Genomic DNA, 20,946 nt, shown 5'->3' with positions numbered 1-20,946 from the left:
TCGTCGAGGACGCTACGGATGACCGAACTGCTCGATCCAGTCCTCCGCAGAGGCAATCTCGCCGAAGCTCACCGTCATCGGTCGCCGGAGCCAGTCCGGGAACCCCGGATACGAATCTTTCGGTAGATGAACAGATACTTGCCCCATCGTGTTGTATCGGAACGGATATCCGACCTATTTCGAAGCCGCCGATTCCGAAGCCGATGACCGAAGTTTACATATGCGAACACCCAGACTCCCCGCCATGGGCGACCCAAACGTCCTCCTCGTGATCCTCGACAGCGTCCGGGCACGGAACGTCGGGCACCTCGGGTATCCTCGGGAGACGACGCCCCGTCTGGACGCCTTCGCGGACGGAGCGACGACGTATACGAACGCCAAGGCGCCCGGAATCCACAGCATTTCGAGCCACGTGAGTCTCTTTACGGGGTATCACGTCGCCGAACACCGAGTCTCCTCTCACGGAGTCGAACTATTGCCGGGACACACGGTCTGGGAGACGCTGTCCGAGGAGGGATACCGAACCGGACTGTTCACACCGAACGCCATCGTCGCCGAATCGTCGAACCTCGCGTCCTTTTTCGACCACGTAGTGGGACCGAGACGCGACGAACTCGTCTTTCCGGACGCGCTCGGACCGGAGGCAATCCCCGGCGATCCGAGTTATCTCGAATACCTGCGTGCGTGCCTCCGGAGCGATGCGCCGTTTCGCTCGGCCATCAACGGATTCTCTCGGGAATTCGGATCAACGAGCGGGGTGTACGATCCGACGAAGGAATACGGCGGCGAGTACGTCTCCGCGTTCTTGGAGTGGCGACGCGAAGGGAACGGGCCGTGGGCCGCCTGTCTCAACCTCATGGACGCACACTATCCGTACCTGCCGCTCGACGAGTTCGATCGCTGGGGAGGGCCCACGCTTCAGGAACTTCACCGCGAGGCGATGGGCGGGCCGCTCACGACACAATACCTTGGGAAACGCCCGTTTTGGGAACTGGTCGCGAGCGAAAGCTTGTACGACGACTGTATTCGACAAGTCGACGCGTATGTGGGAACGTTGCTCGAAGGACTCACGGATGCGGACGTCCTTGACGACACGCTCGTCGTGATCACCAGCGATCACGGCGAGGGATTCGGTGAGTACAGCGCGCTGAACGATTCGGTTCGGCTGATCGACCACAGTTGGGGGATCGGCGACGAGCTGGCTCATGTTCCGCTTGTCGTCAAACGACCCGACCAAGATCAAGGGGAAACCGTCAAATCTCCAGCTTCCCTTACCCAATTTCCGAGCGTCGTCGACTCGATCCGTTCCGGTAGGGATGCCAATTTCGTTCCGCCGAACGGTGATGCGATAACGACCTCCTACCGCGTTCAGGAACCCGGAGACGAACTACCACTTCCCGCCGATGAGCGGGAACCGTATTTCGGACCGTGGCACGCGGTCTGTCACGAACACGACGAGACGGTCGTCGTCGATGCCATTCGGCGCGACGACGGGATCCGGTATGAACCATCGTCGCATCGCGTCCCTCTCGATTCGGGTGTAGACAACGCGTACGTCGAGGACGTCGTCGACGGTCTCGGGACGGTGCGCATCGATGAAGGTGAAAGCGACCTTGAGAACGAGGTCGAACGGCGGCTCCACGAACTTGGCTACATGACGTAGAAAGCGGTCCCGCAGTCGGCAGATCTCTCAAGCGGCGGCCTTATTGGTCTGACTCACGCGCGTGAACGTATGCGACTGGGACAGACATCTGTCGTTCACTTCGGGTCCCGGTTTCTCGCATCCGCACTCGGTTTCGCAGCGACCGTGTTCATCGCTCGTTTTCTCGGATCGAGTACTCTCGGGACCTATTACCTCGTTCTCTCGACGGTTTCGTGGCTTGGCATCGTCGTCACCATGGGTATTCCGGAGTCGATCACCAAACGTGTCAGCGAGAACGATGGAGGCGACCAGTCCGCGTACGCCATCGCTGGCGTCACGCTCGGCTTCGCGTTGCTCCTTGCGATGGCGATCCTCGTCTTTTCGCTCGAGCGATGGGTGAACGACTATATCGGCTACCCCGCATCCGGGGTCATCGTGGCGTTCCTGTTCGTCAAACTCGCACAATCTACTGTGAGTTCGACCCTGAACGGACAACGCCTGGTACACGTGTCGGGGATCTTCAATCCGATCCGGACCGGTACTCGAAGCCTCATCCAGATCGGCGCGATCCTCGTGGGATACGGGATCGGCGCGTTGTTCGTCGGCTACGCCGTCGGCTATCTGTTCGTCGCGGTCATCGGAGGGATGATCGTCCTTCGAGGTTTCGAACGAATCGCCTTGCCCACCCGGACCCACTACCGGCAGATAGCCGAATACGCGAAGTTCTCGTGGCTGGGATCCCTCCGTTCACGGGCGTTCAACTGGGTCGACGTGGCGGTTCTTGGATTCTTCGTGTCCTCGTCGCTCGTTGGGATCTACACGGCGGCGTGGAACATCGCGGTCTTCTTGATCCTCTTCGGAGGATCACTGAGCGAGACGCTGTTCCCGGAAATGAGCGCACTCTCTGCCGAGAAGGGACTGGACTCGGTAAGTGACTTATTCGAAACGGCGCTGGCGTACGCCGGACTGATCCTGATCCCCGGATTGGTTGGTGGAATCCTGCTCGGCGAACGCCTCCTCCTTGTGTACGGTGAGGAATTCACTCGAGGAGCAACCGTCCTCTCGGTACTGATTCTCGCCACACTGATACAGGGCTATCAACGACAGTTCACGGCTACGCTCAACGCTGTTGACCGTCCAGACTTGGCGTTTCGTATCAACGCCGTCTTCATCGTCGCGAACGTCGTGTTGAACGTCGGTCTAATCCCTTTCTACGGGGTCATCGGTGCGGCCGGTGCGACGGCGGCATCGGTCGGCGTCAGCCTTGTCGTCGCGTATGCGACGCTCTCGCGGGTGCTAGAGTTTTCTGTTCCGACGGACGAGATAGCCCGTCAGTGGGTGTCCGCGGGTGCGATGGGCGTCGTGGTCTACGGGTTGCTCCAGGCGGAGAGCGCGTACTTGGACATTAATTCAAATCTCGTCATTGTCCTGTTTCTCGTCTTTCTCGGCGCGGGAGCATACTTCCTCTCGCTTCTAGGAGTCTCCGCACGGTTCCGGAAAACTGTCGTCGACAACATTCCGGACCGCCTGATCCCCGAATGGATCGGTCGAGGGTGATGCTCTCGATCGCTCGTGATCGTCCGTGAAATGCGATCATGAGCCCGAAGAACGGCCTACGGTTCGTCGACATCCTCGCGAAGCACGTCCCGTCGTACGAGACCGTAGAGATACCCGAGACCCACGGCACCGGTAAACGTCAGGATCGCTACGATCCGTTTCCCCTGCGAGAGCGACGGCCCGAACACCGTCTTCCTCGCTCGACTCGACAGATGCGTGAAAAAAAGATCCCGAAGATACGCGCTTTCATTGCCCTGTGCGCCGGGATACAACAGCTCCATCACGCGCTTCGAGAACCCTTGCCAGAAGGAACGAAACACCAGCCACTGGAACTCGCCCCTGTAGTCGAACAGTTTGTGGTGGACGACGGCGTCGTTGACGTACACGACGCCCTTTCCGTACTTCTCGCGAAGGCGGATTCCGACGGGTGCCTCGTGGGCTTGGATGTGACGGTCACCTTTCCTTCCGGTGTTCACGTCGTAGCCGCCGACGGAGAGGAACGCATTCCGTTCGTACGAGACGTTCGACCCGTAGCCGTTGCGCACCTCCTCGCCGTCTTCGGCGAACCCTCGTTCTGTACAGCCGACGAGCCAGTAGAACTCGTCGGGAAAGAAGTCCGGTTTATCCGTCTGCCAGTCAGGTGCGACGTATCCCGCGACGGCGACCGCATCCGTCTCCTCATACATCTCGACGTGTTTCTCGATCCAGTCCTCTTCAGCCACCCCATCGTCGTCGATGAACGCGACGATCTCCCCGGAGGCCAACTTCGCACCCTTCGTCCGGCTGTAGGAGATCCCGCGGTTCTCCTCGTTGTCATGGATCACGACGTTCTCGCAGTCGCCGAAGTCTGCGACTGCTCGCTCGTACACCTCGGAGTTCCCGTCGATCACCAACACCACCTCGATCGGGTCGTACGTCTGGGAGAGCGCGCTCTCGACGGCCTCCGTGAACACGTCGTAGCGGTCCATCGTATACGTACAGACGACGACGGAGACCTTCATCAGATGGCGGTTTCTCCGCGTCGCGAATAAGCGTTCGGACCGAGTCGTGATCGGTATATAACAAGGCTTATGGACGTTTTCGAAGTGTCATCGTGTAATGAGCCAGCGAACCGACTCCGCCAAGGAAGACGACGCCCCCCTCGATCTTCTCGAGCGGTGGTACCACGTCCCGGCCCTCCTCGGGATACTGGTCTTCATGCTGTGGACCCGCCTCCGGTCGTACGGAAACTTCATTGTCGACGGTGAGGTGTACTTCCGCGGGAACGACCCGTGGTACCACCTCCGCGAGACGAGCTACCTCCTCGAGAACTGGCCGAACACGCTCCCGTTCGACCCGTGGACCGGATTCCCGTTTGGCACTCAGGCCGGCCAATTCGGCACGCTATGGGACCACGTCATGGCGGTCAGCATCTGGATCGCCAGCCCGATCATGGGCGGCGCCGAGGAGGTCATGCTCGTGATGGCCCCGATCGCCGGGGCGCTCGCCGCGGCCCCCACGTTCTTTATTGCGCGCCGGTTCGTCGAGCGTCCGGCCGCGCTCGCCGGCGTCGGCGTGCTCGCGCTGCTGCCGGGCACGTTCTTCAATTACAGTCTGGTTGGCTTCCCTGATCACAGCGCGGCCGAGGTCCTCTTCCAGTCGTTTGCGGTCCTCGCGTTTCTCGTCGCCTTTGCGGTCGCTGAACGCGAGAAACCGGTCTGGGAGCTCCTCGTCGACCGCGACTGGGAGGCGCTCAAGCGACCGGCAGGCTACGCCGCGGCCGCCGGCGTCGCTCTCGGTCTCTACATCTGGACGTGGCAGCCGGGGATCCTGATGGTCGGGTTCACGGGCGTCTTCCTCGCGATCAAGATCACGAGTGACGTGTACCACGGACGGACCCCCGAACCGATTGCCTTCGCGGGTGGGGTCGCGATGGGCATCACCGGCTTGATGCAGCTGATCCCTCTCGACACGTTCTCGTTCGCAGTCACGGACTACTCGCTCCTCCAGATCATCCTCCCGCTCGGCGTCGCAGTCGGTGCCGTCCTCCTCGCGTGGCTCGCCCGCCAGTGGGAGTCACGCGAACTCGAAAGCGAGATGTATCCGGCGGCGGTCGGCGGGCTGATCCTCGCATCGGCCGGCTTCCTGTGGCTCGCGATCCCCTCGCTATGGTCGACGCTCTCGAGTAACCTCCTGAACTTCATCGGCTTCAGCGCGCGAGCGACCTTCCAGACGATCGGCGAGGGCGCACCACCCCTCCAGGACGCCACCTTCGCGAACTTCATCCTCTCGCAGTACGGGCTCGCCTTCTTCCTTGCGCTCGCGGCGGTCCTCTACGTCGTCGCGCGCCCGCTGTACCTCTCGGACGACCCGAACCACACGCTCTACATCCCGGCCGCGCTGGCGGTCGTAGGCTCCGTCTACGCGGTGCCCCAGCTGTACGACACGATCGGTAGCGTCGTCGGCGTGAGCTGGCAGGTGGTCGGGCTCGTCATCGCCGCGGCGTTCCTCGTCGGCGCGACGTTCCTCGTCGAGTACGACGCGGAGGAGCTGTACTTCGTCGTGTGGGCCGCATTCATCGGGAGCGCCGCGTTCACCCAGGCTCGGTTCAACTACTACCTCGCGGTGATCGTCGCGGTCGGCGCGGCGTACTTCCTCCAAGTCACATTCGATGCGATCGACCTCTCCTCGCTCGAGAACCTTCGTGAGATCGAGGGGTGGCAGGTCCTGACCGCGGCCGCGGTGATCGCCGTCCTCCTCGTGCCGCTCGTTGGGGTCGCCACGCCGGTGTGGACCGCGGGCAACTCGACCGGGCCGGGCAACGTCGTCGAGTGGGACGAGAGCCTCCAGTGGATGAACGACGAGACGCCCCATCCGGGCGAGCTCGAGGGCGCCGACAACCCGATGGAGTACTACGGCACGTACGAACGCCCCGACGACGGCGACTTCGACTACCCGGAGGGCGCGTACGGCGTCCAGTCGTGGTGGGACTACGGCCACTGGATCACCACCCGCGCGGAACGGATCCCGAACGCGAACCCGTTCCAGCAGAACGCCGACGCGGCCGCGAACTACCTACTCGCACCGGACGAGGCCGCCGCGAACGACGTGCTCGCTGGACAGAGCGAGGAGGGTGCGAACACCCGGTACGTGATGGTCGACCGCCAGATGGCCTCGCCGAACTCCAAGTTCGGCGCGCCGGTCACGTTCTACGACGAGAGCAACGTGACCCGGGAGGACTTCAACCGCCCCGTCTACCAGCAGAACGAACAGGGCGGGTTCGGAACGGTGATGCAGGTGAACACCCAGCGATACCACGAGAGCCAGATGATCCGGCTGTACGAACACTACGGAAGCGCGGTGGAACCCGAACCGGTCGTCGTCGACTGGGACACGCAGGCGGCGCGAACGGCGAGCGGGGAGCAGGTCGAACTCGCGGTGCTTCCGGAGGACCCTCGGTCGATGGTCCGCCAGTTCGAGAACGTCTCCGCGGCGCGCGAGTACGTCGAGGAGGACGGAAGCGCACAGGTCGGCGGGGTCGGCGGGCTTCCCTCGGAGCGCGTCGGTGCCCTCGAACATCACCGGCTCGTTCACGCTACAGAATCGCAAGGACAGTCGGCATCGGCACAACAAGTGAGCGTCCTCCAGCAACTCGGCGTGAATTTCGAGGAGATCCTCGGCGAGTCTGTGCTCGCCGCGTTCCAGGACGACTGGGTGAAGACGTTCGAGCGCGTCCCTGGTGCGACTATTGAGGGATCCGGTGCGGAGCCGGGCGCGGAGGTTCGTGCGGCCGTCGAGATGCAAAAACCCTCCGGCGAGACGTTCGTGTACCAACAGTACACGGAGGCCGACGACGATGGAAACTTCGAGTTCACGGTTCCGTACTCAACGACCGGCTACGACGAGTTCGGACCCGAGGAGGGGTACACGAACACGAGCGTGCGGGCAACTGGCCCCTACGAGGTCACGACAGGGCTGGCGTCGGGAGGCAGTGACGTGACTCCGCGTGCGGGGCGAGTGAACGTCACCGAGTCGCAGGTGATCGGCGAGGACGGCGCCGCGGCGACCGTCGAACTCGAATCGGTCCTGTCGGGAAGCGACAGCGGGAGCGGATCCGACGGCACAGCCGACGATGAGACAAACGAAAGCAGTACCTCGATATCCGCACCCGAATACACTGCCACGGCCCCCTGACCCACGATGGCGAACGCTCGGGACTGGATCGCGATATACCTGAAGGGGTTGGCGATGGGGACGGCCGACGCGGTCCCGGGGGTCTCCGGCGGCACCATCGCGCTGATCGTCGGGATCTACGAGCGACTGATCGCGGCGGTGACCGCGATCGACCCCGACCGGATCGTGCGCGTGCTCTCGGGAGTGCGGGCGAGCGGCCGGGCGGACGCGCGAGTCGCCTTCCGCGAGGTCGACGGCGCGTTCCTCGCCGTTCTCGGCGCGGGGATCGGCACTGCCGTCGTGCTCGTGTTGACCCTCGTGGACGCGCTCCTCGCGGCGGCTCCCGTCGCGACGTACGGGTTCTTCTTCGGGCTGATCGCCGCCTCCGCGGTCGTGCTCTACGGGGCGGTCGATCTGGAGACGACCGGCCGGAAGGTCGCGGCGGTCTGCGGTTTTCTCGCCGCGTTTCTCGCGTCGGGCGTCGCCGCCACCGCCCTCGGCCACGCGCTCCCGGTCGTCTTCCTCTCGGGGGCGGTCGCGGTCAGCGCGATGGTTCTGCCCGGACTCTCCGGGTCGCTCCTGCTGGTCGTTCTCGGCCAGTACGAGTTCATGGCCGGGACGCTCAGCGCGTTCCTCGACGCGACCGCCGCGGCGGCCGCGGGCGAGGGAACCGCCGCGATCGTCGGCTCCGCCCCGCCGATCGTCGCGTTTCTCGCCGGCGGCGTCGTCGGGCTGTTCACGATCGCACACGCGGTGCGGCGCGCCCTCGAGGCCGCCCGCGCCGCGACGCTCGCGTTCCTCGTGAGCCTGATCGTCGGCGCGCTCCGCGCCCCGGTGATCGAGGTCTCGATGCGGCTCGCCGAGTCCGGCGAGACGTGGACGAGCGCTCTCCCGCGATTCGGGCTCGCCGCGGTCGTCGGTGCGGTCGCCGTGCTCGCGGTCGACCGATACGCGGGCGTGCTCGAGTACTGACGCCGAGCGCGTTCGCCGCGTGAACTCCGGGCGCGTTCGCGGTCTCGGGTCAACCGTTAAGTCGCGGTCGGTCGACCGTGTAGGTAATGTACGACCCCGAGGAGCTGGCCGAGATCCGGGAGGCGAAGGAGTCCTGGGAGGAGGGGACCTACGGCGACACCGTCGACCGGTTCGGGGAGCGCGAGGAGGAGTTCACGACCGACACCGGCGGACAGACGGTCGACCCGCTGTACACCCCGGCGGACCTCGCGGATCACGATTACCGGGAAGACGCCGGCTTCCCCGGCGAGGAGCCGTACACCCGCGGCGTCTACTCGACGATGCACCGCGGGCGGCTCTGGACGATGCGCCAGTACGCCGGGATGGGGACCGCGACGGAGACCAACGAGCGGTTCCGCTACCTGATAGACGAGGGCTCCTCGGGGCTCTCGATGGCCTTCGACCTCCCGACGCAGATGGGGTACGACTCCGACGCCGCGATGGCTGAAGGGGAGGTCGGCCGCTCGGGAGTCGCGATCGACACCCTCGACGACTTCGAGACGGTCTTTTCGGGGATCCCGCTCGACGAGGTCTCCACGTCGATGACGATCAACGCGCCGGCCGCCGTGTTGCTGGCGATGTACGTCGCGATGGGTGATGAACAGGGCGTCCCGCGGGAGGAGCTCCGGGGAACGATCCAGAACGACATCATGAAGGAGTACGTCGCGCGGAACCTCTACATCTACCCGCCGGAGCCGTCCATGCGGCTCATCACCGACATCTTCGCGTTCTGTGCCGAGGAGGTCCCGGGGTTCAACACCATCTCCATCTCGGGGTACCACATCCGTGAGGCGGGGTCGACGGCCGCCCAGGAGGTGGCGTTCACGCTCGCGAACGGGATCGAGTACGTGGAGGCCGCCCTCGACGCCGGCCTCGACGTCGACGAGTTCGCCCCGCAGCTCTCCTTCTTCTTCAACGCCCACAACGACGTCTTCGAGGAGGCGGCGAAGTTCCGCGCGGCCCGCCGGATGTGGGCACGGATCATGGACGAACGGTTCGACGCGGCGGACCCGAAATCCAAACAGCTGAAGTTCCACACCCAGACGGGCGGCTCCACGCTGACCGCCCAGCAGATCGAGAACAACGTCGTTCGGGTCGCCTATCAGGCGCTCGCGGCGGTGTTGGGCGGTACCCAGAGCCTCCACACGAACGGGAAGGACGAGGCGCTCGCGCTCCCCACGGAGAAGTCGGTCCGGACCGCCCTCCGGACCCAGCAGATCCTCGCACACGAGTCGGGCGCGGCAGACACGATCGACCCGCTCGCCGGGAGCTACTACGTCGAGAACCTCACCGACGGGATCGAGGAGGAGGCGTTCGAGATCATCGAGGAGATCGACCGCCGCGGCGGCGCGCTCGAGGCGGTCGAGAGCCAGTGGGTCCAACGGCAGATCCAGGACGTCGCCTTCGAGCGCCAGCGGGAGATCGAGGCGGGCGAGCGCGTGATCGTCGGCGTCAACGAGTTCCAGGTGGACGAGGAGCCCGAGATGGACATAGAGGAGGTCGACCCCGAACAGGAGGCCGAACAGCGGGCGCGCCTGGAGGAGGTCAAGGCTAACCGCGACGACGAGGCAGTCGAATCCGCGCTCGCGGCCGTCAGGGAGGCGGCTCGCGGCGAGGCGAACGTGATGCCCCCGATCGTCGACGCGGTGAAGGCGTACGCGACCGTCCAGGAGGTCTCCGACGTGTTCCGCGAGGAGTTCGGCGAGTACAGCCCGAACCGGTGAGCGTCGACGTCCGGTCGATCGCCTCGACGACGGGCCGGTAGCGTTTTTCCTCCGGCCGCTCACCCGGATCGTGATGCCCTCCGATCGAACGCTGAACCTCGGCCCAGCCGCCCGACCGTCCCGACGGCGGTTCCTCGCGACGGTCGGGGCGGTCGCGTCCGCGTCGACCGCCGGCTGTACCGGCGTGTTCCCGGGAAGCGGCTCCGGCGACGCCAACGAACCCAACGAGGTGATAGTCGAGAACGCCACGGCCGGGGAGGCCGAGATAGCGGTCCGCGTGGCGGACGAGGACGGCCGGACGCTCTTCTCCCGCGTGTTCGCGCTCGGACCCGAACGGATCGCGTCACACGAGGGGATCGACGTGGTCCCCGCGAGGATACACGCGTTCACCGCGGACGGCGTCTCTCGCGCGTGGCGGTACGACCCCGACCTGCCGATCGAGTTCGAGTGCGAGCCGAAGGACGTCGGGCTCACGCTCGGAGCGGACGGGATCGAGCCGTGGTACGACTGTTGAGCCGCGACCGCGCCGGGTCGGATCCCGTTAGCTCGCGCCGCGGACGACGTGCCCGTACTTCAACAGCGCGACGAACACCGCGCCGCCGAAGGCGTTTCCGACCGTCGCTAAAACGAGGAATCCGACGTAGTCGATCGCGGTGATCGCGGGCGACATGAACAGCCCGAACAACACCTCCACGTTGCCCGCGATCGAGTGCGGTAGGTGGAGGAGACCGATGGTCCCGGTGACGATCAACACGAGTATCAGCCGACTCGTCGTCTCCTGTGCGGCAGTGATCAGCCACGCCAGAAGCCCCATCAGCCACCCGGCGAAGACGCCGCCGACGAACAGCCACGGCAGGTCGTGGCTGACGAGTTTCAACGCGATCGTCTCGAACGCCGAGGGCGTCACGACGCCGAGCTCCGGCATCAACAGGATCACGAGCAGAGTGAAGAGGAGTCCGCCGACGACGTTCCCGACGTACACGAGCCCCCAGAGCCGACCCAGGTCACGGAGGGACGCCTGCCCGTCGAGGACGGGGATCACCGCCAGCGTGGTGTGTTCGGTGAACAGCTCCGACCGGCCCAAGATGACGAACATGAACCCGATGGAGTAGACGCTCGCCAACAGCAGCTCGGTGGTGAGGTCGCCGAACCCGGCGGGTGAGAGCGTCAACACCACGGCCATCATCAGGGGGCCGAACCCGATGTCGAGGCCCGCGGACAGCCCCGAGAGCAGCAGCCCGGACCGCTCCCGATTCATCTCGTGGAGCGCGCCGTCGAGGATCGTATCGAGGACGGTCCGGGAGGTCTTCTGCTCCGTCTGTGCGTCGGGGCTCTGGTCGGACACGGCTCGTCGGACCTTTCGCTCGGCGGCACCCAAACCTTTCCCTCGGGGCGGACCGTGCCGATGCGCCCTCTGCCGCTCCGGGTCGATTCGACCCGCGCCGCTCGATTATAAGTCGGAGACGCCCCATCCACCTCCCATGCGCTTCGATCACGTCGGCGTCGCCACACGTGACGCCGCCGGACTCGCCGACTCGTTTTCGGGACTCCTCGACGCGCCGGTCGCCCACGAGGAGACGTTCGAGGGAATGCGCGTCGTCTTCCTCGAACTCGACGGCGGCTACTTCGAACTGCTGGAACCGGCCGAAGAGGGCCCGATCCGCGACTACCTCGAGCGCGAGGGACCGGGGATCCACCACGTCGCGCTCGCGACCGACGACCTCCCCGCCGCGCTCGACCGGGCCCGCGACCGCGGCGTCGACCTCGTCGACGAGGAGCCTCGACCCGGCGCGTGGGGCCACGCGGTCGCCTTTCTCCACCCCCGGTCGACCGGCGGGGTACTCGTGGAGTTCGTCGAGGTGTAACGCTCGCGAAACGCCGTCGACCTACTCGTCGCCGTCGGCGACCCCGTCCGCGAGCTCGGCCGCGATCCCGGTGTAGCCCGCGGGGGTCAGCTCCCGTAGCTCCTCGCGGACGGACGGGTCGACGTCGAGGTCGTCGAAGAGTGCCCGGAAGTCCTCCAGGGTGACCCGCGAGCCGCGGGTGAGCTCCTTGACGCGCTCGTAGGCGTCGGTGTCGCCCTCGCGACGGAGGATCGTCTGGACCGCCTCGCCGATGACCTCGGGGGTCGCCTCCAGCTCCTCGCGCATGACGACCTCGTTCGGTACCACCTTCGAGAGCCCGTCCGCCGTCTTCGAGTAGCCGATCAAACAGTGGGCGAACGCGGCTCCCACGTTGCGTTTCACCGTCGAGTCGGAGAGGTCGCGCTGGAGCCGCGAGGTCGTGACGTAGTCGGCGAGGAAGACCAGGTCCGAGTTCGCCTTCGAGAGGTTGCCTTCGGCGTTCTCGAAGTCGATCGGGTTCACCTTGTGCGGCATCGTCGACGAGCCGGTCTCGCCCTCCACGGCGCGCTGCCCGAGGTAGCGGTCCGAGACGTACAGCCAGGCGTCGAGGTCTAAATCGAGGAGGACGTCGTTCACGCCGCGCAGCGCGTCGAAGAGCGCGGCGAGGTCGTCACACGGGTTCACCTGCGTCGCGAGCGGGGTGTGGTCGAGCCCGAGGCCACCGACGACGGAGCGGGAGACGCCCCGCCAGTCGACGTCCGGGTAGGCGGCGACGTGGGCGGCGTAGGTTCCCGACGCGCCAGCGAGCTTGCCCGAGAGGTCGTCGACCGCGGTCTCGACGCGGCCGAGCGTCCGACCGAGTCGCGCGGCGTACACGGCCATCTCCTTGCCGAAGGTCGTCGGCGTCGCCGGCTGGCCGTGCGTCCGCGCGAGCATCGGCGTGTCCCGGTGCTCGTGGGCCAACTCGACGAGCGCGTCGCGCACCTCGCGGACCGCGGGCACGAGCACCTCCGTCACGGCCGGCCCGATCAGGACCCGGTGGGCGAGGTTGTTGACGTCCTCGCTCGTGAGCCCGAAGTGGATCCACGGGAACAGCCGCTCCGAGTTCTCGAGCGTTCCGGCCTCGTCCAGTTCCTCGAGGCGCACCCGCAGGAAGTACTCGACGGCCTTCACGTCGTGGTTGGTCGCGGCGTACCCCGCCGCGCCCTCGACCTCCAGGTCCTTGATCAGCCGGGCGTCCTCCGCGGAGAAGGTCCCGTAGAGGTCACGCAGGGCCGCGGTCTCCGCCTCGGTGAGCGCGATCGGCGTCGCCTCGAGCCCGGCCAGTTCGATCAGGTACTCGACCTCCACGCGGGTCCGCGCCCGCATGAGCGCCGCCTCGCTCGCGTACGGCGAGAGCGGCGCGGTTCGGCCGGCGTACCGCCCGTCGAGTGGGGAGACGGCCGCGAGCGGGTCCGAACGGGAGAGTCCCGGGAGTGGGTCGTCGGTCATGTCCGCGAGTGTCCCCGGAGCGCGCAAAAGCGTGTCGATGACGCTACCCACGGAGGTGTATACTCTCGTGCCGTTTACGGCGATCAGTCCGGATACATGTCCTCGATCGTGTATACTTCTCCGGCGACGACCGTAACGGATAAACGCGACCGGTCGGAGGGATCGGACATGAAGATCGCCGGACTCGCCAGCAACCGGGGACGGAACCTGCGACACATCGCCGACGCCGCGCCCGGCGGCGCGGAGCTGTCCGTCGTGTTAACGAACCGCGAGGGAGCGCCGGTCATCGAGGCGGCCGCCGAGCGCCGGATCCCGACCGAGGTCGTCACCCGCGAGGAGGGCGAAACGCGTGCGAGCCACGAGCGCCGGATCCTCGATCGACTCTCGGATTACGACTTCGACCTCGTCTGTCTGGACGGCTACATGCGGGTGCTCACCGACGAGTTCCTCGATGCCGCCCCGACGACGCTGAACGTTCACCCCTCGCTGCTGCCGGCGTTTCCCGGCACCGACGCCCACGAGCAGGTGCTCGAGGCGGGCGTCAAGACGACCGGGTGTACCGTCCACGTCGTCACCGAGGCCGTCGACGACGGTCCGATCCTCACCCAGGAGCCGGTCCCGGTCTACGACGACGACGACGCCGCGTCGCTGAAGGAACGAGTGCTCCACGAGGCGGAGTTCACCGCGTACCCGCGGGCGGTCCGGTGGTTCGCGGAGGGGAACGTCGCGATCGAGACCGACGAGGACGGGACCCCCGAGTCGGTCCGGATCGACGGCGACACCGGCGGCTCCTTCCCGGCCCGACGGTTCGTCTCGGAGGACCGGGCCGACTCGCTGCGCTACGGCGAGAATCCCCATCAGGAGGCGGCGCTGTACGCGGATCCCGCCTGCGAGGAGGCCAGCGTCGTCGGCGCGAACGGGTTGAACACCGGATCGAAGGGAATGGGGTACAACAACTACAACGACGCCGACGCCGCCCTCGGACTCGTCAAGGAGTTCGACGAGCCCGCCGCCGCCGTGATCAAACACACCAACCCGGCCGGCTGCGCGACGAGCGACACCCTCGCCGACGCGTACGACCGGGCGCTCCGCACCGACGCCAAGTCGGCCTTCGGCGGGATCGTGGCCTTGAACCGCCGATGTGACGCCGACACCGCCGAGGCGATCGCGGACTCGTTCAAGGAGGTCGTCGTCGCGCCCGGCTACACCGACAGCGCGCTCGACGTGCTCACGGCGGAGAAGAACCTCCGCGTGCTCGACGTCGGCCCGCTGGGGGAGGGCGATGAACGCTTCTCCGAGCGGTTCGTCGAGAAGCCGATCGTCGGCGGGCGGCTCGTTCAGGAGCGCGACCTCCAGTCGCCGACCGCCGCCGACCTCGAGTTCGTCACCGACCGTGAACCCTCCGAGGAACAGGTCGAGACGATGCTGTTCGCCTGGAAGACGCTCAAACACGTCAAGTCGAACGGGATCCTGTTCGCGACCGGTACCGAGACGGTCGGCGTCGGCATGGGGCAGGTCTCCCGCGTCGACGCGGTCACGCTCGCGGCGATGAAAGCCGAGAAGGACGCCGACGGGAAGTCAGCCGAGGGCGCGGTGATGGCCTCCGACGCGTTCTTCCCGTTCCCGGACGCGATCGAGGAGGCGGCCGACGCCGGCATCGAGGCCGTGATCCAGCCCGGCGGCTCGGTCAACGACGAGGACGTGATCGCCGCCGCCGACGAACACGACATGGCGATGGCCTTTACCGGGTCGCGCTGCTTCCGCCACGACTGAGCGGGTACGCTCCGGCTCCGGCCCCCCTCCCGACTCCCGTTCCGATTCCGGCTCCCGTTCCGATTCGAGTTACCCCGATTCCGACTCCTTCTCCCCCTCCCGCAACCCGTCGACGAGCGTCCGGAGCGTCGCGAGCGGGTACTGGCCGGGCGCGGTTGCGTCCGCCGCGTCGACCGGGGCGTACCCGATCCGCGAGCCGTACACCGGAGCCACCGCGCGGGTATGTCTCCCCGGTTCGCCCATACACATCGTCGCGACGCGGTGGCCCGCCGCGGTCGCCTCGTTGGTGGCGCGAAGCATCGCGAGCGCGTCCTCGCGGGCGTTCGCGGTGGTCGCCAGCTTCCCCACGTCGCCCTCGCTCGCCGCGTCCGCGAGGAGGTCCGAGAGCGTTCCGACCTCCGGCGTCGACTCGAAGTCGTGGACGGAGGCGATCACCTCGACGCCCTCCTCGCGGGCGCTCGAGCGGAGCGCCGTCGCGTGGGAGCGCTCGCCGGTCGGCGCGTTCCCCCGGAGCGCCGCGAGCTCGACATCGACCGCGACGACCGCGTCGTGGGCGATCGCCTCCGCGAGCGCGTCGTACCGGCCGAGGTCGCCAGCCTCCCCGCCCTCCCACTCCGCGCGGTTCGTGACGACGAGCGGGAGCGCCCCGTCGTACGCCTCGAGCTGCGCCAACGGCTCGTCGGCGAGGTCCATGCGGAACTCCACGGCGTCGGCCGCCTCGCGGGCGCGCGGCTCCGCGGACAGGTCGGCGGTGCTCGCCGCGAGAACGAACTCCTCGAACATGCCCGGCCCTTCGACGGTGGGGGACTTAGCTCTCCCCGTCGGACCGGGGCTCGTCCCGGCCGGCCTCGACGCGCCCGACGCGAGCCAGTCGGAGCCAACCGGCGGCGACCGCGAGGAGGCCGCCGACGAGCAGGACGAGCGAGAGCGCGTCGAGGCCGGCCGCGATGCCGTCCGCGCCGAGCGCGAGGATCGAGACGCCGAGGACGACCACCGCGATCGACCGGAAGTGCTCGGCCGAGAGGTCGCGTCCGGCGACGGTCGGGGCGATCTCCGCCCCGGCGATCAGATATGCGACGCCGGCGAGTCCGCAGCCGACGCTGGCGACGAGGAGGGTGACGCGGCCGCCGCCCGCGCCCGTGGTGAGAAGGAACCACCCGGCGACGAGGACGAGCGAGACGCCGGAGAGCAGGTCACGGGAACGGGTCATGGATGTCGTGGCGGGTCGCGTGTTCGGGGTCTCGTGCGTCGAGCCGAACGCCTACGCGACGAGGCCGTCCTCGGCCTCGAGCAGCTCGTGGTAGCGGTTACGGATGGTGACCTCGGAGATGTCGGCGACCTCCGAGACGGCCGCCTGCGTCGTCTTCTCGTTGGTGAGGAGGGCGGCGGCGTAGACGGCGGCGGCCGCGAGCCCGACCGGCGACTTCCCGCTGTGGACGCCCTTCTCCTTGGCGTTCTTCAGCAGGCCCTTCGCGCGCATCTCCGACTCCTCGGAGAGCTCCAGGTCGGAGGCGAACCGCGGGACGTACTGTTCTGGGTCCGCGGGCTTGACCTCGAGTTTGAGCTCGCGGACGACGTAGCGGTACGTCCGGGCGATCTCAGCCTTCTCGACGCGTGAGACGTCGGCGATCTCGTCGAGGCTGCGCGGGACGCCCGCCATCCGGGCGGCCGCGTAGACGCACGACGTGGAGACTCCCTCGATGGAGCGGCCGGGGAGGAGGTCCTCGTCGAGCGCGCGGCGGTAGATGACCGAGGCGGTCTCGCGGACGTTGTCCGGGAGTCCGAGCGCCGAGGCCATCCGGTCGATCTCGCCGAGCGCCTGTTTGAGGTTGCGCTCCTTCGAGTCGCGCGTGCGGAAGCGCTCGTTCCACTTGCGGAGCCGCTGCATCTTCTGGCGCTGGCGCGCGCCGAGCGAGCGGCCGTACGCGTCCTTGTCGCGCCAGTCGATGTTGGTCGAGAGGCCCTTGTCGTGCATCGTGTTCGTGGTCGGCGCGCCCACGCGGGACTTCTCGTCCTTCTCGCGGGAGTCGAACGCGCGCCACTCCGGCCCGCGGTCGACCGAGTCCGCCTCGACGACGAGTCCGCAGTCCGCACACACCGTCTCGCCGTGCTCCTCGTCGTTGATGACCTGGCCGTCACACTCCGGACAGCTCAGCGTCTCGTCGGTGCTCTCCGATTCCTCCTCCGTCTCCCCACGGGTGCGACTCCCCCTGGTATGTAGTCGTTCGGTCATAGCTCTCTGTCCCCCGGTTAATCGAGAACGCCCGGGAGCAGTCTTGTCCGATAGACGGGCGAACGTAACTTAAAAGACCCGGAACGTGTCGCCGCGCGGGCGACGAATGAACACGATCGATCACGACGGATCTCGAGGGGATCCGGCGTCCCCGCGCGATCCGAACGTTTTCGAGCGACGGGAGCGAACCCGTCACCGATGACCGCTCCCCGCGTCGTCTCGCTCGCGCCGAGCGCGACCGCGACCCTCTCCGCGCTCGGCGCGGCCGAGTGTCTGGTGGGCGTCACCCACCACTGTGATCCCCCGTCGAACGCGGGATCTGCACACGGAACCGACCCCGTCGCCGTCGGGGGCTGGCTCACCCCCTCGATCGATCGGGTCGCGGCGCTGGACCCCGACGTCGTGTTCACGAGCGACGACCTCCAGACCGACCTCGCCGACGACTGCCGGGAGCGGGGACTCGCCGTCGACCACCGCGACCCGGCCACGCTCGAGGACGTGCTCGAGGACTTCCGGGAGACGGGCGCGGCGGTCGGTCGGCCGGACGCGGGCGCGGAACTGGCCGCCGACGCGCGCGAGCGGCTCGAGGCGATCGGGGACGCGACCGGCGACGCGACCGCGGACCGTCCCGTCGTCTACTGCGAGGAGTGGTCGGACCCGCCGATGGCCGCGGGCAACTGGGTCCCCGACGCGGTCCGGGCCGCCGGCGGCCGGTACCCGTTCCTCGAGGCGGGCGAGCGCTCCCGGGAGGTCGATCCCGGGACCGTCGCGGCCGCCGACCCCGACCACGTCGTCGTCCACGTCTGCGGGCGCGGCGACCGGGTCGACCCCGCGACCGTCGCCGACAGGGAGTGGATCGACGCGCCGGTCCACGTGATCGACGACTCGCTCCTGAACCAGCCGAGCCCCGCACTGATCGACGGGATCGAGCGGCTTGCGGGGCTGTTCGGCGTCCAAGGGTATTCGTGAGTCCCCGACGGGGTCGCCGTATGCGAGTCGGCGTCGGCAGCGGCAATCCGGTGAAACGACGTGCGGTCGAACGCGCGCTCGGGACGAACGAAACCGAATCGGTCGAGTCCGTCGCGGTCCCCTCCGGCGTGAGCGAGCAGCCGACCGGCCACGCCGAGACCGTCGCCGGCGCGGAGAACCGCGCCGCGGCGGTCCTCGAGGCGGGCGGGTACGACCTCGGCGTCGGTCTCGAGGGCGGCGTGGCCCGGTTCGAGGGCGTCGACGGCCTCTTTCTCGTGATGTGGGCGGCCGTCGACGACGGCGACCGCGTCGGCCGCGGTTCGGGGCCGAGCCTCCGGCTTCCGGACGGCGTCGCCGACCGCGTCGATGCGGGCGGGGAGCTGGGGCCGATCATGGACGACGTGCTCGACACCACGGGCGTCGCGCGACGCGGCGGGGCCGCCGGCGCGCTGACGAACGGCGGCCTCGACCGCACCGACGCGCTCGCCGCCGCGGTCTCCGGCGCCCTCGGACCCTTCGTCTCGGATCTGTACTGACGGCCGGATCGCGCCGGAAGCGGGATCGTTCGCCGGTTCGGAGTTCGTACCGGAACGGCCCGTCGGCGGGAGCCACACGGACCGCTCTCGCGTCGAAATCGCACTACGTGACGGTGTTAATCCCGTCTACCAACCGCCTTTTGAGGGTACACTCCATGTGTGGTGACATGAGCACGGCACGCGCGGAACCCGTCGCGGTCGAACCGACCGGCCTCTCGGAGAAACAGACCCGGATCCTCGAGTACCTCCGGGCCAACGCGGACGACCGGACCTACTTCAAATCGCGACTGATCGCGGACGAGCTCGGTCTCTCCGCGAAGGAAGTGGGCGCGAACATGGGTGCCGTCGCCGACGCGGCCGCCGAGCTCGACATCGAGAAATGGGGCTACTCCTCGGGCACGACGTGGATGGTGACGGCCTAGGGGAGTCGCCACCGCGGCCGACGGCGACTACGGGTCGTAACTGACGAGCGAGGCCGCCTCGTCGGCGAAGGCGACCGCGTCGGCGTCGAAGGAGTCGGCGTACCGCACGACGAGCGTCAACAGCCGCTCGGGCTCGGTCAGCTCGTAGCCGTCGGTGCGGTCGAGGAGGTCGGCCGCGGCCAGCTCGCCCGCTGCGGCACTTATTGTCGGTCGGGAGACGCCGAGCGCGTCGGCGAGCTCCGCGCCGGTCGCGTCGGGGTCCGAGAGCAGCGCGAGGACCATCCCCCGCGGCGTCTCCCGGCGGAGGTAGCCGAGCGCCCGCTTGTCGAGTTCGTCGAACCGGCCGGCCGGGAAGTACCGGCGGTAGTCGGCGTCCTTTCGCGACTCCACCTCGCCCGCCTCCTCGAGCGTCCGGAGGTGGTGTTGGGCCTCACCCGTGCCGAGCCGGAGGTCGTCCCGGAGCTTCGAGAAGTGCGCGCCCGGCGTCGAGGGGACGTACCCGCGGATCGCCTCGCGGGTCTCGTTGGTGTCGTCCGCGGCGCCCGCGGTTCCGACGAACGGGGCGGCCGCTCCGACGGCGGCGAACCGCCGCAGGGTTCGGCGTTTCCGTTCGTCGACCTCTTCGGTCACGCTCCGTGGTACGCGATCGCCCGGCAAAAGCGCTTCGCTCGGGGCGGAAACGGTCGAATCGGCGGTTCAGCTCTCCTCGGCCGGCTCGACCTCGCCCTCGGGGACGTCCTCGTCCATCTCCTGGATTACCTCGTCGGCCGACTTGATGTTCGAACCCGCGTCGCCGGACTTGACCGCCTCGGCCTCCTTCTCGAGCTCCTCGACGTCCATCTGGGCCGCCTCGTCGATCTGTCCGAGGATCTCGTCGATGTCGTCGAGCCCGAGCATCTTGCGGGTCTCCTCGTCGAACTCGAGGCCCTCGAGGCCGTCCATCTGCTGGACGTCGGAGCCGGAGAGCGCCTTGCCGTAGCGGCCGACGAGGCTCGTGAGCTCCTGCGGGAGCACGAACGTGGTCGACTCGCCTTTTCCGATCTCCTCGAGGGTCTCCATGCCGCGCTCGATGATGGCGCGTTCGCCCATCGACTCGGCCGAGCGCGCACGCAACACGGTCGAGATCGAGTCACCCTGCGCCTCGAGGATCTGGCTCTGTTTCTCCCCCTGCGCGCGGATGATGTTCGACTGCTTGTCACCCTCCGCCTGCTCGACCGCCGAGCGCCGTTCCCCCTGCGCCTCGAGGATCATCGCGCGGCGACGCCGCTCCGCGGAGGTCTGTTGCTCCATCGCCTGCTGGACGTCCTTCGAGGGGTTGACCTCGCGCACCTCGACGCTCTCGACGCGGATCCCCCACTCGTCGGTCGGCTCGTCCAGCTCGCGGCGGATCTTCGCGTTGATCTCCTGGCGTTTGTTCAGCGTGTCGTCGAGCTCCATGTCGCCGAGGACGGCGCGGAGCGTGGTCTGTGCCAGGTTCGAGACGGCGTTCTTGTAGTTGTCGACCTCGAGGAACGCCTTCTTGGCGTCCATCACCTTGATGTAGACGACCGCGTCCGCGGTCACCGGCGAGTTGTCCCGCGTGATCGCCTCCT

Annotated in this window: 19 protein-coding genes; 11 read left to right on the top strand and 8 right to left on the bottom strand. The window is 67.4% G+C overall.

The window, feature by feature from the left end:
• The first annotated feature begins 244 nt into the window (after positions 1 to 244).
• Both F3H10_RS09085 and F3H10_RS09080 read left to right on the top strand, forming a co-directional pair.
• Positions 245 to 1,663: a sulfatase-like hydrolase/transferase gene (locus F3H10_RS09085; RefSeq protein WP_188127912.1), complete on the top strand. Its 1,419-nt coding sequence runs from the start codon at positions 245 to 247 to the stop codon at positions 1,661 to 1,663.
• A 69-nt stretch (positions 1,664 to 1,732) separates the two neighbouring features.
• On the top strand, positions 1,733 to 3,199 hold the full coding sequence (locus F3H10_RS09080) for a flippase (protein WP_149784459.1): 1,467 nt from the start codon (positions 1,733 to 1,735) through the stop codon (positions 3,197 to 3,199).
• Positions 3,200 to 3,255: 56 nt separating this feature from the next.
• Here F3H10_RS09080 and aglG read toward each other — a convergent pair whose 3' ends face one another.
• The gene (aglG, locus tag F3H10_RS09075; protein WP_149784458.1) at positions 3,256 to 4,200 is read right to left on the bottom strand and encodes a glucosyl-dolichyl phosphate glucuronosyltransferase; all 945 of its coding nucleotides are present in this window, start codon (positions 4,198 to 4,200) and stop codon (positions 3,256 to 3,258) included.
• Between the two features lie 97 nt (positions 4,201 to 4,297).
• Between aglG and F3H10_RS09070 the strand changes: the two genes are divergently transcribed.
• From F3H10_RS09070 to F3H10_RS09055, 4 genes are all read left to right on the top strand, one after another.
• Positions 4,298 to 7,372 carry an oligosaccharyl transferase, archaeosortase A system-associated gene (locus F3H10_RS09070; protein ID WP_149784457.1) on the top strand — a complete coding sequence of 1,025 codons (3,075 nt, stop codon included), beginning with the start codon at positions 4,298 to 4,300 and terminating at the stop codon, positions 7,370 to 7,372.
• A 6-nt stretch (positions 7,373 to 7,378) separates the two neighbouring features.
• Positions 7,379 to 8,323: a DUF368 domain-containing protein gene (locus F3H10_RS09065; RefSeq protein ID WP_149784456.1), complete on the top strand. Its 945-nt coding sequence runs from the start codon at positions 7,379 to 7,381 to the stop codon at positions 8,321 to 8,323.
• An 86-nt stretch (positions 8,324 to 8,409) separates the two neighbouring features.
• Entirely contained in the window at positions 8,410 to 10,086 is a 1,677-nt protein-coding gene (locus tag F3H10_RS09060; protein ID WP_149784455.1) for an acyl-CoA mutase large subunit family protein, read from the top strand.
• A 73-nt stretch (positions 10,087 to 10,159) separates the two neighbouring features.
• Complete coding sequence (locus F3H10_RS09055; RefSeq protein WP_149784454.1) at positions 10,160 to 10,600, top strand: hypothetical protein; 441 nt, start codon at positions 10,160 to 10,162, stop codon at positions 10,598 to 10,600.
• A gap of 27 nt (positions 10,601 to 10,627) precedes the next feature.
• Here the strand turns inward: F3H10_RS09055 and F3H10_RS09050 are convergent, their stop codons facing one another.
• A complete protein-coding gene (locus F3H10_RS09050) occupies positions 10,628 to 11,431 on the bottom strand; it encodes a formate/nitrite transporter family protein (RefSeq protein WP_149784453.1) in 804 nt (267 codons plus the stop codon).
• Positions 11,432 to 11,567: 136 nt separating this feature from the next.
• Between F3H10_RS09050 and mce the strand changes: the two genes are divergently transcribed.
• The gene (gene mce / locus F3H10_RS09045; RefSeq protein WP_149784452.1) at positions 11,568 to 11,951 is read left to right on the top strand and encodes a methylmalonyl-CoA epimerase; all 384 of its coding nucleotides are present in this window, start codon (positions 11,568 to 11,570) and stop codon (positions 11,949 to 11,951) included.
• Positions 11,952 to 11,972: 21 nt separating this feature from the next.
• On the opposite strand, the gene purB is transcribed toward mce, so the two are convergent.
• Positions 11,973 to 13,421, bottom strand: coding sequence for an adenylosuccinate lyase (gene purB, locus F3H10_RS09040; RefSeq protein ID WP_149784451.1), 1,449 nt, complete (start codon positions 13,419 to 13,421; stop codon positions 11,973 to 11,975).
• A gap of 168 nt (positions 13,422 to 13,589) precedes the next feature.
• On the opposite strand from purB, the gene purN reads away from it, so the two are divergent.
• Positions 13,590 to 15,194 (top strand): phosphoribosylglycinamide formyltransferase, encoded by a 1,605-nt coding sequence (purN, locus tag F3H10_RS09035; protein WP_149784450.1) that lies wholly within the window; start codon positions 13,590 to 13,592, stop codon positions 15,192 to 15,194.
• A gap of 69 nt (positions 15,195 to 15,263) precedes the next feature.
• Here the strand turns inward: purN and F3H10_RS09030 are convergent, their stop codons facing one another.
• The 3 genes from F3H10_RS09030 to F3H10_RS09020 are packed head-to-tail and all read right to left on the bottom strand — an operon-like array spanning position 15,264 to position 17,427.
• A complete protein-coding gene (locus F3H10_RS09030; protein WP_149784449.1) occupies positions 15,264 to 15,977 on the bottom strand; it encodes a type I 3-dehydroquinate dehydratase in 714 nt (237 codons plus the stop codon).
• Positions 15,978 to 16,002: 25 nt separating this feature from the next.
• On the bottom strand, positions 16,003 to 16,404 hold the full coding sequence (locus F3H10_RS09025) for a hypothetical protein (RefSeq protein WP_149784448.1): 402 nt from the start codon (positions 16,402 to 16,404) through the stop codon (positions 16,003 to 16,005).
• Positions 16,405 to 16,455: 51 nt separating this feature from the next.
• Positions 16,456 to 17,427: a transcription initiation factor IIB gene (locus F3H10_RS09020; RefSeq protein ID WP_142986864.1), complete on the bottom strand. Its 972-nt coding sequence runs from the start codon at positions 17,425 to 17,427 to the stop codon at positions 16,456 to 16,458.
• A 198-nt stretch (positions 17,428 to 17,625) separates the two neighbouring features.
• Here F3H10_RS09020 and F3H10_RS09015 point away from each other — a divergent pair, with 198 nt between their 5' ends.
• The 3 genes from F3H10_RS09015 to F3H10_RS09005 all read left to right on the top strand — a co-directional run bounded on the left by F3H10_RS09015 (position 17,626) and on the right by F3H10_RS09005 (position 19,354).
• Positions 17,626 to 18,396, top strand: a complete 771-nt coding sequence (locus tag F3H10_RS09015; protein WP_149784447.1) for a cobalamin-binding protein — start codon at positions 17,626 to 17,628, stop codon at positions 18,394 to 18,396.
• A gap of 20 nt (positions 18,397 to 18,416) precedes the next feature.
• A complete protein-coding gene (locus F3H10_RS09010; RefSeq protein ID WP_149784446.1) occupies positions 18,417 to 18,932 on the top strand; it encodes a DUF84 family protein in 516 nt (171 codons plus the stop codon).
• A 167-nt stretch (positions 18,933 to 19,099) separates the two neighbouring features.
• Positions 19,100 to 19,354, top strand: coding sequence for a DUF7123 family protein (locus F3H10_RS09005; RefSeq protein ID WP_149784445.1), 255 nt, complete (start codon positions 19,100 to 19,102; stop codon positions 19,352 to 19,354).
• A gap of 27 nt (positions 19,355 to 19,381) precedes the next feature.
• Here F3H10_RS09005 and F3H10_RS09000 read toward each other — a convergent pair whose 3' ends face one another.
• Both F3H10_RS09000 and F3H10_RS08995 read right to left on the bottom strand, forming a co-directional pair.
• Entirely contained in the window at positions 19,382 to 19,984 is a 603-nt protein-coding gene (locus tag F3H10_RS09000) for a winged helix-turn-helix transcriptional regulator (protein ID WP_149784444.1), read from the bottom strand.
• 66 nt (positions 19,985 to 20,050) lie between these two features.
• A partial coding sequence (locus F3H10_RS08995; protein ID WP_149784443.1) for an SPFH domain-containing protein occupies positions 20,051 to 20,946 on the bottom strand: 896 nt, incomplete at its 5' end.

The sequence above is a fragment of the Halorubrum aquaticum genome, assembly GCF_900113615.1.
In the GTDB taxonomy this organism is placed as follows: domain Archaea; phylum Halobacteriota; class Halobacteria; order Halobacteriales; family Haloferacaceae; genus Halorubrum; species Halorubrum aquaticum.
This window is presented reverse-complemented; position numbering and strand designations above follow the sequence as displayed.

Excerpts from the sequence above, each read along its gene's own strand:
- F3H10_RS09085 (WP_188127912.1), top strand. The coding sequence starts at position 245 with ATGGGCGACCCAAACGTCCTCCTCGTGATCCTCGACAGCGTCCGGGCA.
- purN (WP_149784450.1), top strand. The coding sequence starts at position 13,590 with ATGAAGATCGCCGGACTCGCCAGCAACCGGGGACGGAACCTGCGACAC.
- F3H10_RS09005 (WP_149784445.1), top strand. The coding sequence starts at position 19,100 with ATGAGCACGGCACGCGCGGAACCCGTCGCGGTCGAACCGACCGGCCTC.
- F3H10_RS09065 (WP_149784456.1), top strand. The coding sequence starts at position 7,379 with ATGGCGAACGCTCGGGACTGGATCGCGATATACCTGAAGGGGTTGGCG.
- purB (WP_149784451.1), bottom strand. The coding sequence starts at position 13,421 with ATGACCGACGACCCACTCCCGGGACTCTCCCGTTCGGACCCGCTCGCG.
- F3H10_RS09055 (WP_149784454.1), top strand. The coding sequence starts at position 10,160 with ATGCCCTCCGATCGAACGCTGAACCTCGGCCCAGCCGCCCGACCGTCC.
- F3H10_RS09060 (WP_149784455.1), top strand. The coding sequence starts at position 8,410 with ATGTACGACCCCGAGGAGCTGGCCGAGATCCGGGAGGCGAAGGAGTCC.
- aglG (WP_149784458.1), bottom strand. The coding sequence starts at position 4,200 with ATGAAGGTCTCCGTCGTCGTCTGTACGTATACGATGGACCGCTACGAC.
- F3H10_RS09030 (WP_149784449.1), bottom strand. The coding sequence starts at position 15,977 with ATGTTCGAGGAGTTCGTTCTCGCGGCGAGCACCGCCGACCTGTCCGCG.
- F3H10_RS09025 (WP_149784448.1), bottom strand. The coding sequence starts at position 16,404 with ATGACCCGTTCCCGTGACCTGCTCTCCGGCGTCTCGCTCGTCCTCGTC.
- F3H10_RS09070 (WP_149784457.1), top strand. The coding sequence starts at position 4,298 with ATGAGCCAGCGAACCGACTCCGCCAAGGAAGACGACGCCCCCCTCGAT.
- F3H10_RS09010 (WP_149784446.1), top strand. The coding sequence starts at position 18,417 with ATGCGAGTCGGCGTCGGCAGCGGCAATCCGGTGAAACGACGTGCGGTC.
- F3H10_RS09080 (WP_149784459.1), top strand. The coding sequence starts at position 1,733 with ATGCGACTGGGACAGACATCTGTCGTTCACTTCGGGTCCCGGTTTCTC.
- F3H10_RS09020 (WP_142986864.1), bottom strand. The coding sequence starts at position 17,427 with ATGACCGAACGACTACATACCAGGGGGAGTCGCACCCGTGGGGAGACG.
- F3H10_RS09015 (WP_149784447.1), top strand. The coding sequence starts at position 17,626 with ATGACCGCTCCCCGCGTCGTCTCGCTCGCGCCGAGCGCGACCGCGACC.
- mce (WP_149784452.1), top strand. The coding sequence starts at position 11,568 with ATGCGCTTCGATCACGTCGGCGTCGCCACACGTGACGCCGCCGGACTC.